Source organism: Streptomyces sp. NBC_00237, assembly GCF_026342435.1.
GTDB lineage: Bacteria > Actinomycetota > Actinomycetes > Streptomycetales > Streptomycetaceae > Streptomyces.
Genome location: NZ_JAPEMT010000002.1, coordinates 2405834 through 2420469, shown reverse-complemented (window position 1 = coordinate 2420469; position 14636 = coordinate 2405834). Strand labels below are relative to the sequence as shown.

Sequence of the window (14636 nt, the reverse complement as noted above, 5' to 3'; positions counted from 1 at the left end):
CCCGGCCGTCCTCCGCGTCCGGTGCGGCGCTTGTGCGCGTACGCAAGAAGGGTGGGGCTCGGTGATGCCCCACCTCCAGCCGTGCGGCGGGCTAGATTCGCCGCATGATCCCCGACCCGTCCGGCCTGCTGGACGCCGCCGAAGAAGTCCACTCCTTCGCGAGCTTCTTCGAGAAGAAGAACGCCCAGATACGCATGGACCGCATGGCCGTCGGCAAGCCCGTGCGGATCCCGGCCGGGTTCCGGGGGCGTACGGAAGTGCCCGCGAGGCTCGCGCCCGGCGCGCTCGTCCTCGCCCGTGGCGAGATCGTCTGGGAACCCCGGCGCGTGCGCGGCGAGCGGCACGTCTTCCGGTGGGGCGAGAACACCCTCTCCGGCGTGCACAACCTCTCCCGCCGCCGGGACCTCCGCACCTGGCGGCTCTTCCGCGTCCTCGAACTCACCACCCCCGAAGGCGACTTCGACCTCGCCCTCCACCCGGTCCTGGTCCGCCCCGTGCTGCGGAAACTGGGCCTTCGCCGGGTCTGAAGTCCGACTCGACGCCCCAGGGAGCAACGGCCTAGGGCAGCAGCGCGAATGGCCGCTTGGCTCGCACGACGGTGAAGTGGCGGCGATCCAACGTGGCGATGGCGTCAGCTCCGAGCCGTTCTGCGACGGCGAAGACCGAAGCATCAACCGCGCCGAGCGGGAAGTCGGCGTAGGTGTCGACCAGTTCGGCCATACGCTCAACGTCTTCCCTGGCCAGTGGGACCAAACTGAGCTGGCCCAGGCTGATCGAGCGCAGGAGAGCAGCTTCTGCGCGTGTCCCCTTCTCACGTTCCAACAGGTAGCAAACCTCGGTGAGTACGGGGTACGGCACGAGGAGCGGGCGCGGAGTGCGGCGCATGAGGTCGACGCAGCGCGCGTGGTCCTTGTCGTCGGCGTCAGCGGCGGCGACGAGCGGGCCGGTGTCCCAGATGATCACTCGGGCCGACGTCCCATCTCGGCGCGGAGGATTTCGCCGGACCGGGCGGCCAGGTCCCCCTTGCCGCTGGACAGCGCGCCCACGAAGTCGGGGAGGGGCCACTCGTCTCCGCCATCCTCGGCGGCGGTGCTCTCCCGCACGATGGCGAGTATCGGTGCCACTTGGGCTTCGGGCAGTCGGTCGATGAGTTCGTGCAGTTCTTCCCGCAAGGTGCTCATTTCTCCAGGGTAAGGGTCCCCAGGCAGCGGTGCCCTCGGTCGGCCGGACCGTTCCGGCAGGTCTGGACCCGTCCGAGGCTCGGTGCCTGCACCGTTCGACCGACGTGACGGTGTGTGCCCCATGCAGGCGGCGCAAAGGGGTGCGACGTCGACGGCCTCGCCGACCGCCGTACCGGCGGCGGCCGGTAAGGGGTCAACCCGCTCAGGACTAGTGACACGCGGGCATTCAAAACGTAGGCTCCTGAATATGGATATGCACACCGTCGCCCCTGCCGCTCCGGCTGCCGCCACCGTCCTCCTGAGCACCTCCGGCACCACCGTCGACGACGTCATCGCCGTCGCCCGTGGCAACGCCCGCATCGAGCTGACCGCCGAGGCCGTGACCGCGCTCGCCGCCTCGCGCGAGATCGTGGACGCGCTGGCCGCCAAGCCGGAGCCGGTGTACGGGGTGTCGACCGGGTTCGGCGCGCTCGCTTCCCGGCACATCAGCCACGAGCTGCGTGCGCAGCTCCAGCGCAACATCGTGCGCTCGCACGCGGCCGGGATGGGTCCGAGGGTCGAGCGGGAGGTCGTCCGCGCGCTGATGTTCCTGCGGCTGAAGACGGTCGCGTCGGGGCACACGGGCGTGCGCCCCTCGGTCGCGCAGACCATGGCCGACGTACTGAACGCCGGGATCACGCCCGTCGTCCACGAGTACGGCTCGCTGGGCTGCTCCGGCGACCTGGCCCCGCTCTCCCACTGCGCGCTGACGCTGATGGGCGAGGGGGAAGCGGAGGGCCCGGACGGGGTCGTGCGGCCTGCCGGTGAACTGCTGGCCGAGGCCGGGATCGTACCCGTGGAGCTGAAGGAGAAGGAGGGCCTGGCCCTCCTCAACGGCACCGACGGCATGCTCGGCATGCTGATCATGGCCATCGCCGACCTGAAGCGGCTGTACACGTCCGCCGACATCACGGCGGCGCTGAGCCTGGAGGCGCTGCTCGGCACGGAGAAGGTGCTCGCGCCCGAGCTGCACGTCATCCGTCCGCACCCGGGCCAGGGTGCGTCCGCCGACAACATGCTGCGCGTGCTGGAGGGTTCGGGGCTCACGGGCCACCACCAGGACGACGCGCCGCGCGTGCAGGACGCGTACTCGGTGCGGTGTGCGCCGCAGGTGGCGGGTGCGGGGCGCGACACGATCGCGTACGCGCAGACCGTGGCCGAGCGGGAGCTGGCGGCGTCCGTGGACAACCCGGTCGTCCTCCCGGACGGGCGCGTGGAGTCGAACGGCAACTTCCACGGCGCGCCCGTCGCGTACGTCCTGGACTTCCTGGCGATCGCCGCCGCCGACCTCGGGTCGATCGCCGAGCGGCGCACGGACCGCCTGCTCGACAAGAACCGCTCGCACGGGCTGCCCGCGTTCCTCGCGGACGACGCGGGCGTGGACTCGGGGCTGATGATCGCCCAGTACACGCAGGCGGCGCTGGTGAGCGAGATGAAGCGACTGGCGAACCCGGCGTCGGTCGACTCGATCCCGTCCTCCGCGATGCAGGAGGACCACGTGTCGATGGGGTGGTCGGCGGCGCGAAAGCTCCGTACGACCATCGACAACCTCGCGCGGATCGTGGCGGTGGAGATGTACGCGGCGACGCGGGCCATCGAGCTGCGGGAGGGGCTGGGCCTGACGGCAGCTCCGGCTTCGCTGGCGGCCATCAAGGCGGTACGGGCGGCGGGCGTGCAGGGCCCGGGTCCCGACCGCTTCCTCGCGCCGGACCTCGCCGCGGCGGACGCCTTCGTGCGGAGCGGGGGACTGGTGGCGGCGGTGGAGCCGGTGACGGGGGCGCTCGCCTAGGTCGCGGGGGTACGGGGTGAAGGGGCGTCCGGCGCGTTGCGCGGGGCGCCCCTTCGGCGTGGTCGGGGCGGGACCGGGGTGGGGCGGGGGTGCTCCGGGGTGGGCCCGGAGCGAGAGGGGCCGCCCCCTTGCCCGCCCGTTCCGCCCCCCGGGGGGCGGCCCCGCCGCCCAAGGGGGCGAGGCGGAGGCGGGGCGGGGGAGGAGGCTGCGAAGCAGTCCTCCAGGGGCGCGGGGAACTGCGCGACCAGCCGCGACGCACCCGCACGGAACGGGACCCCGCTCCCGCAGGGTCTAGGTGAAGGGGCGGGGAGGGGCAGCCCGCCGCAGGCGCGCCCGGGCGCGGGCCGGGCCGGTGGGTAGGTTGGGCGGCACAGACGTACGGCACTCACGTACAGCGCGGACGTACGGCACTCACGCACTGGCCCGGCAGAGAGAAGCGGACTGCTCGATGGACGCGACGGAATCGGCGCAAGAGGCGCAGGCGGCGACGGAACGCGACGGCGAAGAGGGGCAGAGCCTCGCCGCCCAGCGCGACCGCCTCACCGAGGGCCTCCGCGTCTACGGCGCGGACTACAACGAGTTCGGCCGCCGCTTCGCCACCACGCTCGACGTCCACGTCACCGACGCGGGCGCCCTCGTCCAGATCCTCTTCGCCGAGGAGCGCGGCGCGCCCCTCTCCCCGGCCCGCCTCAGCGAACGCATCACCCTCTCGTCCGGCGCGACGACGGCACTGCTCAACCGGCTGGAGAAGGCGGGCCACATCGTCCGTACCCGCGAACACCAGGACCGGCGCATCGTGACGCTGCGCGGCAGTCAGGACGTACACGAGAAGGCGGACGCGTTCTTCGGGCCGCTGGGGGAGCGGATCGACACGCTGATGGCGCGCTACCCGGCCGAACAGCTCCGCCGCTTCGAGGCGTTCCTGCACGACATGCACACGACGATGAACGGCTACCTGGCGGAGCTCGGAACGGAAGCGGGAACGGACTGACCCGCAGTACGGGCCCCGTACGAGCCCTGTACGGGCACTACGCGTGCGTGGCGCCCCGCCGTCGTGCCGAGTACGTCACGAAGCCCGCCCCGAGTCCCAGGAAGGCCGTGCCGCCGATGAGGTACGGGGTGGTGTCCACGCTGCCGGTGTCGGCGAGCGCGAGGCTCGTGTCGGCGGCGGATCCGGGCGACGACGTACCGGCGGCATTCTTCGAAGAGCTGGAGCTGGAGCCGGAGCCGGAGCCGGAAACGGAGCCGGAAACGGAGCCCGCCGCATCGGCATTCGGCCCGTGCGCCGCCTGTGGGGCCTGCTGATTCCGCTGAGCCTGCCGGGTCTGCTGCTTCGGCGGGTCCGCGGCTTCCACCGTAGCGTTCGCCGACGGTACGAACCACAGAGCGGCCAGCAGCCCACCTGCGGCGGTGGCGGTGAGCAGCGGTCGGAGTGCGGCCACGGTATCGATCCCCCTTGAGGCACCCGCGAATTGGTCGTGCGGGCCGATGCTAATGAAAACAGCGGGTCGGGGGAAAGGCATGAGGGTGCGGAATCCAAGATTCCATCCCCTTTTCCTCCGCGCTTTCCCCACCCAAACCCCTCGAAGCGGACTCCCTGTGACCCCGGAATCACTCGTTCCCGTGCATGACCCCGCCCGAGCGGGGGCAAAAGGGGCGGCGTAGCGTCGGAAAGGCGCGGGACCCGGTCGACGACCCCGGCGAGTGGCGTTGCCCACACTTTGCGAAAAAGTGGAACGGAGGCGTCGGATCGTGGGTTGTAACAGGATTGGCAGGGGAAGTGCTGCCCGGCGAGATCCGCGCGCAGGTCCGTGCGGGACCCCGGGTGACCGGCCGGGCAAACGGCCGGGCAAACGGCTGTGGGGAAATCGGCGACGATGGAGAAGCGTGTGATCACGAACAGCAAGCGGCGCAGGGGACTGGCGTACGCGTCCGCGCTGCTCGGCGGCGTTCTGGTGCTTTCGGGCTGTAGCGACGACGGCAAGGGCGACGGCGGCAAGAGCGACGCCGACAGCTCGAAGAAGTCGCAGGAGCAGTCCGACGCGGCAGCCGCGAAGGACACTTCCAAGGCCCGAATAGAAATCTCCCCCAAGTCGGGCGCCACCAACGTCGGCATCAACAACGACACCAAGGTCACCGTCGCCGACGGCAAGCTGACCGAGGTCAAGCTCACCGACGCGGCGGGCAAGCCGGTCAAGGGCACCATCGCCGCCGACGGCGCGAGCTGGAAGCCCGACACCCGCCTGGAGCGCGCCACGGTCTACAAGCTGAGCGTGACCGCCGTCGACGCCGACAACCGCAAGGCGCACGACAACCGCTCCTTCACCACGGTCTCCCCGAAGAACAGCTTCATCGGCAGCTTCACCCCCGAGGACGGCTCGAAGGTCGGCGTGGGCATGCCGGTCTCGATCCGCTTCGACAAGCCGATCACGAACAAGAAGGCCGTGCAGGCGGGCATCACCGTCTCCTCCAGCAGCGGCCAGGAGGTCGTCGGCCACTGGTTCGACTCCCAGCGCCTCGACTTCCGCCCCCAGGACTACTGGAAGGGCGGCTCCGAGGTCACCATGAAGCTCGCGCTGGACGGCGTCGAGGGCGCCAACGGCGTGACGGGCGTCCAGGACAAGACGGTGAAGTTCACCGTGGGCCGCAACCAGGTCTCCACGGTCGACGCCAAGACCAAGAAGATGACCGTCACGCAGGACGGCAAGGTCGTCCGGACCATCCCGATCTCCGCCGGTTCCCCGTCCAACCCCACGTACAACGGCAAGATGGTGATCTCCGAGAAGTTCAAGGAGACCCGTATGAACGGTGCGACGGTCGGCTTCACGGACGACGACGGCAAGGGCGAGTACGACATCAAGGACGTCCCGCACGCCATGCGCCTGTCGACCTCCGGCACCTTCATACACGGCAACTACTGGGGCGCGAAGTCCATCTTCGGCAGCGCCAACACCAGCCACGGCTGCGTCGGCCTGAGCGACACCCAGGGTGCCGACGACAAGGGCACGCCGGGCGCGTGGTTCTACGACAACTCGATGGTCGGCGACGTCGTCATCGTGAAGAACTCCCCGGACAAGACCATCAAGCCGGACAACGGCCTCAACGGCTGGAACCTGGACTGGGCGGCCTGGAAGGCGGGTTCGGAGGTCTGATCCCTCCGCGGCCTGATCCTGCTGCGGCCTGATCCTTTTCGAAGGCGTGAAAGGGCGGGTGCCACCTCTCCGGGAGATGGCACCCGCCCTTTCACGTGCGCGTGCTGCTTCAAGGCTTACGGCAGGCGGCTTACCGCCTACCGCCTACCGCTTACCGCTTACGGCTTCCAGACGAAGCGCACGTCCGGCTCCCGCTCCTCGTTGCGCGAGCCGTCCGTGCGCTCGGCCTCGGTGAAGCCGTGGCGTACGTAGAAGCGGTGGGCCGGGGTGTTGACCTGGAAGGTCCACAACTCCAGCCCGTCCGGGCGCAGTTCCTTCGCCCTGGCGACGAACAGGTCGCCCAGCCCCCGCCCGCGCTGCTCCGGCGCGAGGTACAGCTGGTCGATGCCCGCCTCGTCGAGCACGAGCACCCCGGCGAGCGCGCCGTCCGTGTCCTCGGCGACCCACGTCTGGCCGCCGGGCACCAGTACGTACCGGAACCAGCCCCGCACCTCGTCGTCCGTGTGCGCCCGCCGCACGCCGGGAAGCGCCGAGCCGTAGGAACGCAGCCACACGTCGGCGGCGGCCTCCGCGTCGCCCTCCACGGCCGGGCGGAGGGTGAAGGCGGCGGCCGGGGTGGTGGTCGGGGTGGCGGCAGAGGCGGTGGCCGGGGTGGTGGCCGGAACAGTCCGGTCGTCAAGATCCATCCGCGCAACCTACCTCCGAGGTAATCGACCGCGCACCGCCTTTTCGGCAGGATGCGAAGCACCGGAACGGCCCGCGGAAGCCGGGAAGTTCGCGCCCGACCAGGGAGACCGCCATGACCGCGTACGCCATCGCCCACATCGGCCCCGGCCCGATCAACGACGCCGTCCTCACCTACGTGGAACGGATACAGGGCACCCTGGACCCCTTCGGCGGCCGGTTCCTCGTGCACTTCAAGGAGCACGAGGTACTGGAGGGCGACTGGCACGGCGCGCCCGTCCTGGTCGCGTTCCCGGACCTGGAGTCGGCCCGAGACTGGTACGCCTCCGCCGCGTACCAGGAGATCATTCCGCTCCGTACCAAGCACCTGCCCGGAGACATCATCCTGGTCGAGGGCGTGCCCGAGGACTACGACCCCGCGGCGACGGCCGCCCGCATCCGCGAGAGCCAAGCCTGACGATGGGTCACATTCCGCTGGCCGCCCGGGACTTGCGGGCGATGAGGACCGCCACCCCGTCCAGGATCCGCTCCACCCCGAACGCGAACAGGCTGTCCAGGTCCAGCTCGAAGCCGTCCCGTTCGAAGTACGAGTCCAGGATCGGGTAGTCGCCCGACGCCTGCACCTCCTCCGCGCGCGGCTCCTGCGTTGCCATCCACTCCTCCGGGGTCATCCCGGTGTCCTGCCGGGCCCTGTTCTCCAGCTCCAGGGTCCCGGCCAGGCCCTGGACGTGCCCGAACAGGGTGAGGTGGACGTGCATCATCTCGCTGGGCGTGAGCCCCTGGCCGCTCAGCGCGTGCAGCCCCCACTCGGTGTACCGCATGGCGTGCGGGGCGGCGGTCGGCCGGGTGAGCGCGGCCATGGCCTGCGCCATCCAGGGGTGGCGGACGTACATCTGCCACAACCCCCTCACCGCGTGCGTGAGGCGGGGACGCCACCCGTTCAACCCGGCGGACCGCAGCGGGAGTTCCGCGAAAGCCGCCTCCGACATCAGATGGACCAGGTCCGCCTTGCCGGGGACGTGCCGGTACAGGGCCATCGTCGAGGTGCCGAGTTCGGTGGCGACCCGGCGCATGGTGAGCGTGGCGAGGCCGTCCGTGTCGGCGAGCGCGACGGCGGTACGGACGATGCGCTCGCGGGTGAGGGCCCCCGGGGCGTGGGCCTGGGCGGAGTTCCCCCGGGTGACGGGTGACGGTTCCGCTACGACCGTGCCGACCCCCGGCACCGCACGGACCAGCCCCTCCTGTGCGAGGGCGGCCAGCGCCCGGCTCGCGGTGGCCATGGCGACGCCCCACTCCCGGGTGATCTGCCGGGTGGAGGGCACGCGGTCGCCGGGGGCGAGTTCGCCGGAGGAGATCCGGCGGCGGATCGCGTCGGCGACGCGGGCGGACGGTGTCTCGCGGTCACGGGCCATGGCGGCAGTGTACTAGTGCACTGCCCTAGTGCGCCTGGCCGACAACTGCCCTGTTCCACCAGTGCACTAGCTCACCGATTGCCCATTCCCCGGGCAGAGTGTTTACGTCGTACGCAGCACACCGCGTACGACGTACAGACACCTTTCACACCCGCCCCAGGAGCCCCACCATGACCACCCCTGCCTCCCCGCCCGCCGCCCTCGCGGGCCGCCGCGAATGGACCGCCCTCGGCGTCCTGATGCTCCCGCTCCTCCTGGTCTCCATGGACGTCTCCGTCCTCTACTTCGCGATTCCCTTCATCGGCCGCGACCTCGCCCCCACCGCCACCGAACAGCTCTGGATCCTCGACGTGTACGGCTTCGTGCTCGCCGGGCTCCTCATCACGATGGGCGCACTCGGCGACCGCATCGGCCGCCGCAAGCTCCTCCTCATCGGCGCGGCGGCCTTCGGCGCGGCGTCAGTGGCAGCCGCGTACGCCAGCACCCCCGAAATGCTCATCGCCGTACGGGCGTTGCTCGGCATCGGCGGTGCGACCCTGATGCCCTCCACGCTCGCCCTCATCCGCAACCTCTTCCGCGACGAGGGTCAGCGCGCCAAGGCGATCACTCTCTGGACCGCCGTCATGACCGCCGGAATCTCCCTCGGTCCCGTCCTCAGCGGCCTGCTCCTCGAACACTTCTGGTGGGGCTCGGTCTTCCTCATCAACCTCCCCGCCATGCTGCTGCTGATCGCCCTCGCGCCCTTCCTCCTCCCGGAGTTCAGGTCCCCGTCGACGGGCCGCTTCGACCTCGCGAGCGCGGCGCTCTCCCTCGCCACCGTCCTCCCGGTCATCCACGGCATCAAGCAACTCGCCAAGCACGGGCCGGAGTTGGTTTCCTTCCTCACCATCGCCGCCGGACTCCTCATCGGCTGGCTCTTCCTCCGCCGCCAGCGCACCCTCGCCCACCCGATGATCGACCTCGTACTCCTCCGGCAGCGGATGTTCGGCGGGGCGATACTCGCGAACGTCATCGCGATGTTCGCCACGATCGGCTTCGCGGTCTTCTTCACCCAGTACCTCCAGTCCGTCCGAGGCATGAGCCCCCTCGAATCCGCCCTCTGGAGTCTGGTCCCGTCCGCCGCCGTCCTCGTCCTCGCCCCGCTCGGCGCGACGCTCGCCGCCCGAGTGGACCGCGCGTACGTCATGTCCGGCGGCTTCCTGCTCGCCTGCGGGGGCTTCCTGTGGCTGACCCAGGTCGCCGTGGACTCCGCCCTCTGGTTCGTCCTCACCGGCTGCGCCCTGTACGCCGGCGGAATCGTCGTCGCCATGACCCTCGCCAACGAGATGGCACTCGGCGCGGCCCCGCCGGAGCGGGCGGGCGCGGCGGCGGCGGTCGTCGAGTCCGGCACCGAGTTCGGCGGCGCGCTGGGCATGGCGATCCTGGGCAGCGTCGGCGCGGCGGTCTACACGCGCGGCATGGACGGCACCGCCGCCTCCGCGGCCGTACGCGAAACCCTGGGCGGCGCGCTCGCCGAGGCGGCCCGCCTCCCGCACGACCAGGCGGTACGCCTCCTGGCCGCGGCCCGCGAGGCGTTCACGGACGGCCTGGGCCTGGCGGCGTTCGGTGCGGCGGCGATGATGCTGGGCGCGGCGGTGTTCTCATACACGGTCCTGCGGAGGCGCAAGGGCTCGACCGGATCCGAGCTTGGTGCCGCGCTGGCGACCTCGGGCGCACCGACCCGGAGCACCGGCTGACGGGCACCGGAACCGGCACTCGCACCGGCACCGGCACCGGAACCGGCACTCGCACCGGAACTGGCACTCGCACCGGAACCGGCACTCGCACCCGACCCACCCGAATCCCCCGATCCCCACCTGGGCAGTGATCCCCTGCTACACCCGGCCCCACCCCACCCCACCCCACCCCACCCCACCCCACCCCAGGAGCGGACGATGCCCGCACACCCCGACCACCCCACACCCGCCGAACACCTCTCCATCGCCACGGCCACCGTCCAGGACCTGCACCTCACCCGCTCCTGGGCGGAGGCCGAAGGCTGGAACCCCGGCCTCGCCGACATCCAGCCCTTCTTCGCCACGGACCCGCACGGCTTCCTCATCGCCCGCCGCCCCGGCGACCCCACCCCGGTCTCCAGCATCTCCGTGGTCCGCCACGGCACCGGCCACGCCTTCCTCGGCCTCTACCTGACCCGCCCCGACGTACGCGGCCATGGCTACGGAATCCAGGTCTGGAACGCCGGAATGGCCCGCCTCGCCGACCGCAACGTCGGCCTGGACGGCGTCGTCGCCCAACAGTCCAACTACCGCAAATCGGGCTTCACTTCCGCCTGGACCAACACCCGCTACGAGGGCACCCCGTCCGGAGGCACCGCCCCCGTCCCATCCGGTATCACCCTCACCGACGCCACCACCCTCCCCTTCTCCCTCCTCACCGCCTACGACCGCCGCTTCTTCCCGGCCCCCCGCGACACCTTCCTCGCCTCCTGGCTCACCGCCCCGCACCGCACGTCACTCGCCGCCCTCCAGGACGGCCACCTGGTCGGCCTCGCCGTGAGCCGCGCCTGCACCACGGGCTCCCGCATCGGCCCCTTCTACGCCGACACCCCCGCCATCGCCGCCACCCTCCTCACGACCCTCGCCACCGCCACCGCCGCCCCCCTCTCCCTCGACATCCCCGACACCAACCCCGCCGCCCTCCACCTCGCCGAACAACTCGCCCTGACCCCCACCTTCGAAACCTCCCGCATGTACACCTCCACCCCTCCACCGCTCGACCACCCGTGCCTCTACGGAATCACCACCCTGGAACTGGGCTGACGGGCCCGCCCCTCTTCCGGCAGCAGCCGCAGGTGCTCCTTCCGGGCCACCTCGCGGAAGACCTTCCGCAACTCCTCCCGCCTGCTGCCGCGCGTCTTGACCGCGTGGCAGTTCGGGCAGAGCGCGATCATCTGGCTGGGGTGATCGCGTCCGCCCCCGGCGATCTCCTCGACGTGGTCGACTTCGAGGAGCGGCAGGCCCCGGTCCGTGACGTCGTCGGGCTGGCCGCCGCAGCCGGGGTTCTCGCACCGGCCGCCGCTGCGCCACAGGACGGCCCGGCGCGCTGCCGCGATGCGTATCGGGTCCCGGGAGGTCCCCTCCCGGCGCAGGCCGCGCACGGACTTCTCCCGGTGTTCGGCCAGGATGCACTGCCGCTCGTACTCGGCGGCGAGTGCGAGCGGGTCGACCGCGCGGGACGCCCTGGGCAGAGCGTCCGCCGGGGCGTCGGGGGCGTCGTCGGCGACCGTGTCGTCGTACAGCCCGACCTCCTTCAGGAGGGGGATCTCGTCGAGGCCGTCGAAGAACCGGCTGACCAGCGCGTCGACCACCAGGAGCCGTGCCCGCCCGTCCCGGCGCATCAGCTCGTACGCGGGCCCCGCGAGCCCGCTCACGGGCTGCTGTCGCGCACACCAGCGCCCCAGCTCCGAACCGCCGCTGGCGGCCGGTACGACACCGGTGTGACCTTCCAGGGTCCACAGACCCGAGTGGTACAGCGCCAGCACGGGGTAGTAGGGGCGGGGCCCCTCGCCGCGCAGCCCGTGCCGTGACAGCAGACCGCGCAGGGCGTCGTCCGTCTCGGCCCACGGCAGTGTGCGGCTCTCGCCGCGGAGGGCGCGTCCGACGGCCCACAGCAGGGTGATCGGCTGATAGAGCAGTGGCGCACCCTTCTGCCCCTGCGCATGAGCCACTCTGAGCTTCTCGACCCGCTGGACCAGCTCGTCCGCACCGATCGACCGCGACAGCTCCGACGTGTAGACGACCTGGAAGCCGAGGCCGCTCAGCAACTTCACCGCATGGCTCTGTCCGCCGGAGAACTCCGATGCGGCCAGTGCTTGTCGGCCCGGCAACAACCCGTGTGCCGCGCCGACGATCGCCTTCGAGTCGTAGTACCGCCCCTTCACGGCGAGCAGATACGTGCGGGCGGCCTGGAAGCCGTACCGCCGCAGAAACTCCTCCCGCCCGACCCGGTCGAACTCCGCGACCGCACCGAGGACCTGGGACCTGCCGATCTCATTGAGCGCCATGCCTCAAAGCTAGCTCCCACCACTGACAACTCCCTGCCCGGAGCACGGTCGGCGCTCGATCTCCAGCCCCGCCGGATCGGGCCACTCCGTGACCGGGTCCCCGGAAGCGGAGTAGATCTCCAGCCCGGACAGGTACCCCTCCGCCGTGAACAGCAGCACTCCCGCCCCGTACTCGTCGGCCGGGTATCCGGCCTCCACCGCCGGACGGTCGTGCCAGGGCGCCGCTGTCACGGCCTCCCGGTCCACCTCCAGGTCCACGGTCGCGCACCCGCATCCGCACCGCCCGGTCACCCGTGCGTGCGGAATCTGTGCGCGGAGCGCGGCGAGGACCGGTCCCGGACCGTCGAGCAGGGCGGCGAGGACGGCGCAGGCGTCGGGCGCCAGGGGTTCGTTCAGCACGCGCGGCGGTCTTCGGGGCTCACCGGTCGGTGGCCGGGGCGACTCCGATCGGGCAGGAGACGCCCGTGCCGCCGATTCCGCAGTAGCCGGCGGGGTTCTTGTCCAGGTACTGCTGGTGGTGCGGCTCGGCGGGCCAGAAGGGGTTGTCGGCGGCCGGGAGGATCTCGGTGGTGATCCGGCCGTAGCCGTTGCCCGTCAGGACCTGCTGGTAGGCGTCGCGGGAGGCTTCTGCCTCGCGCTGCTGCTCGGGGGAGTGGGGGTAGATCGCCGAGCGGTACTGGGTGCCCACGTCGTTGCCCTGGCGGAAGCCCTGGGTGGGGTTGTGGGACTCCCAGAAGAGCTTCAGGAGGGCGGCGTAGGAGACGACCGAAGGGTCGAAGACGACGCGGACGACCTCGGTGTGGCCGGTCAGGCCGGAGCACACCTCCTCGTACGCGGGGTTGGGGGTCGAGCCGCCCTGATAACCCGCGAGGGTCGTCCACACCCCCGGGGTCTGCCAGAACTTCCGCTCCGCGCCCCAGAAACAGCCGAGAGCGAAGTCGGCGGTCTCCAGGCCGTCCGGGTACGGGCCGAGGAGGGAATTGCCGAGCACCGTGTGGCGGGAAGGGACGTCGAACTCGGGGGTCGCACGGCCCTTCAGGGCCTGCTCGGGGGTCGGGAGCTGCGGCGTACGGCCGAAGAGCATGGTTCCTCCTGGGACACGGGTGAGTCGGTACGTAGAACACCGGAGGGGCGGCCGGGATTCCCGGCCCCCGGCCGCCCCTCGGCACATGCGGGCAAGGGCTACGGCCGCAGCGTCGCCGGGCTGCCGCCGTTCGATTCGTAGCCCGCCACCGCCAGGTTGCGGTGGAGCGTGTAGTCGGCGGCCGGGTCCGGGTTCTGGGTCCAGGGAAGGGCGCCCACGTAGCCGTCGACGGACGCGATCTGCCGGACGGCCTCCGCCCAGCGCTCGGAGCGGACCAGGAAGAGGATCAGGAGGTGGCGTACGTGCGCCAGCATCGGATCGTCCGGGCGGGCGGCGTGCACCGCGAACAGGGCGCCCTCCACGGCCCTGGTGACCACCGCGCTCTGGTAGAAGCTGTTGACCACGATCACCTCGGGGAGGTGGTCGTAGACCGAGAAGAGGGGGAGGGCCGCGAGCAGCGAGCCCTGCGGCGCGCGCGAGGCCGCCATGGTGGCGAAGGCGTCCGACTCGGCGCGCGAGCCGTGCCACTTCTCCGAGAGGTAGTGCAGGGCGACCAGATGCGCCCCCATGTGCGTCGGTGCGCGGTCGATCACTTTCGCCCAGAGACGGTCGAATTCCGGCCGGGGATAGGCGAGCCCGCGCGCGATGGAGAGTTCGACGATGTACGGGATCGGGTCGCCGGGGGAGAGGAGGGCGGCCGTCGCGCAGAGGTCGCGGGACTCCTCCAGGATGATGCGCCAGTCGTCCTTGTCGCTGGAGGACGAGCGCCACGCCTGCTGCACCAAGAATTCTGCGTGAACTTGTGCGCCGCCCGCGTCCTTCGGGGACTCCGAGCGCCAGTCCCGCAGCCAGCGGCCTCCCTCACCGGGGCGCTGGGCCAGTTCCAGCGACGCCGCGCCCGCGAACGCCTGCACGCGCTGCCAGCGGACCTCGCCCTCCTTGGGGGTCCCGGCCAGGAGCTGCTGCGCGGCCCGCCAGTCCTGGGTGCGCTGGACCACGTCCAGGACGTCCAGGAGGTCCTGGTCGGGGCCCGGCAGGCGTACGTCCAGGGCTTCCTGGCGGACGAAACCGTACGTCTCCGGATCGGCGGCGTCGGGAGAGCCGGGCCGGGCCAGCCGGATGCCGCCGCTCCTCCTGCGCAGCAGGAGAGGACCGAGGGCGGCGCCCAGGACGAGCACCGCGATCAGGAACCAGAGAATGTCCATACGGCCATTGTCCCGGACCCGGGGAGC

The 14636-nt window shown here is 71.3% G+C and carries 16 protein-coding genes; 7 read left to right on the top strand and 9 right to left on the bottom strand.

Features of this window, described 5'->3' with window-relative positions:
• Positions 1 to 104: 104 nt before the first annotated feature.
• Positions 105 to 527, top strand: a complete 423-nt coding sequence (locus OG897_RS24460) for a hypothetical protein (protein ID WP_266659346.1) — start codon at positions 105 to 107, stop codon at positions 525 to 527.
• A gap of 31 nt (positions 528 to 558) precedes the next feature.
• Here the strand turns inward: OG897_RS24460 and OG897_RS24455 are convergent, their stop codons facing one another.
• Both OG897_RS24455 and OG897_RS24450 read right to left on the bottom strand, forming a co-directional pair.
• The gene (locus OG897_RS24455; protein ID WP_266659345.1) at positions 559 to 963 is read right to left on the bottom strand and encodes a type II toxin-antitoxin system VapC family toxin; all 405 of its coding nucleotides are present in this window, start codon (positions 961 to 963) and stop codon (positions 559 to 561) included.
• Complete coding sequence (locus OG897_RS24450; protein ID WP_266659344.1) at positions 960 to 1181, bottom strand: hypothetical protein; 222 nt, start codon at positions 1179 to 1181, stop codon at positions 960 to 962. The genes OG897_RS24455 and OG897_RS24450 overlap by 4 nt, the downstream gene beginning before the upstream one ends.
• 253 nt (positions 1182 to 1434) lie before the next feature.
• Here OG897_RS24450 and hutH point away from each other — a divergent pair, with 253 nt between their 5' ends.
• Together hutH and OG897_RS24440 are read left to right on the top strand one after the other, a co-directional pair.
• The gene (gene hutH / locus OG897_RS24445; protein WP_266660455.1) at positions 1435 to 3009 is read left to right on the top strand and encodes a histidine ammonia-lyase; all 1575 of its coding nucleotides are present in this window, start codon (positions 1435 to 1437) and stop codon (positions 3007 to 3009) included.
• A 448-nt stretch (positions 3010 to 3457) separates the two neighbouring features.
• On the top strand, positions 3458 to 4000 hold the full coding sequence (locus OG897_RS24440) for a MarR family winged helix-turn-helix transcriptional regulator (RefSeq protein WP_266659343.1): 543 nt from the start codon (positions 3458 to 3460) through the stop codon (positions 3998 to 4000).
• Between the two features lie 37 nt (positions 4001 to 4037).
• Here OG897_RS24440 and OG897_RS24435 read toward each other — a convergent pair whose 3' ends face one another.
• Entirely contained in the window at positions 4038 to 4451 is a 414-nt protein-coding gene (locus OG897_RS24435) for a hypothetical protein (protein ID WP_266659342.1), read from the bottom strand.
• Between the two features lie 435 nt (positions 4452 to 4886).
• On the opposite strand from OG897_RS24435, the gene OG897_RS24430 reads away from it, so the two are divergent.
• Positions 4887 to 6161 carry an Ig-like domain-containing protein gene (locus OG897_RS24430; RefSeq protein WP_266659341.1) on the top strand — a complete coding sequence of 425 codons (1275 nt, stop codon included), beginning with the start codon at positions 4887 to 4889 and terminating at the stop codon, positions 6159 to 6161.
• A gap of 158 nt (positions 6162 to 6319) precedes the next feature.
• Here the strand turns inward: OG897_RS24430 and OG897_RS24425 are convergent, their stop codons facing one another.
• Positions 6320 to 6847, bottom strand: coding sequence for a GNAT family N-acetyltransferase (locus OG897_RS24425; RefSeq protein WP_266659340.1), 528 nt, complete (start codon positions 6845 to 6847; stop codon positions 6320 to 6322).
• Positions 6848 to 6960: 113 nt separating this feature from the next.
• Between OG897_RS24425 and OG897_RS24420 the strand changes: the two genes are divergently transcribed.
• On the top strand, positions 6961 to 7302 hold the full coding sequence (locus OG897_RS24420) for a DUF1330 domain-containing protein (RefSeq protein WP_266659339.1): 342 nt from the start codon (positions 6961 to 6963) through the stop codon (positions 7300 to 7302).
• A 7-nt stretch (positions 7303 to 7309) separates the two neighbouring features.
• Here OG897_RS24420 and OG897_RS24415 read toward each other — a convergent pair whose 3' ends face one another.
• The gene (locus OG897_RS24415; protein WP_266659338.1) at positions 7310 to 8257 is read right to left on the bottom strand and encodes a TetR/AcrR family transcriptional regulator C-terminal domain-containing protein; all 948 of its coding nucleotides are present in this window, start codon (positions 8255 to 8257) and stop codon (positions 7310 to 7312) included.
• 170 nt (positions 8258 to 8427) lie between these two features.
• Here OG897_RS24415 and OG897_RS24410 point away from each other — a divergent pair, with 170 nt between their 5' ends.
• Positions 8428 to 9993: an MFS transporter gene (locus OG897_RS24410; RefSeq protein ID WP_266659337.1), complete on the top strand. Its 1566-nt coding sequence runs from the start codon at positions 8428 to 8430 to the stop codon at positions 9991 to 9993.
• Positions 9994 to 10191: 198 nt separating this feature from the next.
• A complete protein-coding gene (locus OG897_RS24405; RefSeq protein ID WP_266659336.1) occupies positions 10192 to 11076 on the top strand; it encodes a GNAT family N-acetyltransferase in 885 nt (294 codons plus the stop codon).
• Here the strand turns inward: OG897_RS24405 and OG897_RS24400 are convergent.
• The 4 genes from OG897_RS24400 to OG897_RS24385 all read right to left on the bottom strand — a co-directional run bounded on the left by OG897_RS24400 (position 11046) and on the right by OG897_RS24385 (position 14609).
• Positions 11046 to 12320 (bottom strand): HNH endonuclease signature motif containing protein, encoded by a 1275-nt coding sequence (locus tag OG897_RS24400; RefSeq protein ID WP_266659335.1) that lies wholly within the window; start codon positions 12318 to 12320, stop codon positions 11046 to 11048. The two genes, OG897_RS24405 and OG897_RS24400, sit on opposite strands and share 31 nt — an antisense overlap.
• Positions 12321 to 12329: 9 nt before the next feature.
• Positions 12330 to 12719 (bottom strand): hypothetical protein, encoded by a 390-nt coding sequence (locus OG897_RS24395; RefSeq protein ID WP_266659334.1) that lies wholly within the window; start codon positions 12717 to 12719, stop codon positions 12330 to 12332.
• A 19-nt stretch (positions 12720 to 12738) separates the two neighbouring features.
• A complete protein-coding gene (msrA, locus tag OG897_RS24390; RefSeq protein WP_266659333.1) occupies positions 12739 to 13404 on the bottom strand; it encodes a peptide-methionine (S)-S-oxide reductase MsrA in 666 nt (221 codons plus the stop codon).
• 98 nt (positions 13405 to 13502) lie between these two features.
• Positions 13503 to 14609, bottom strand: coding sequence for a hypothetical protein (locus OG897_RS24385; protein WP_266659332.1), 1107 nt, complete (start codon positions 14607 to 14609; stop codon positions 13503 to 13505).
• Between the last annotated feature and the right edge of the window lie 27 nt (positions 14610 to 14636).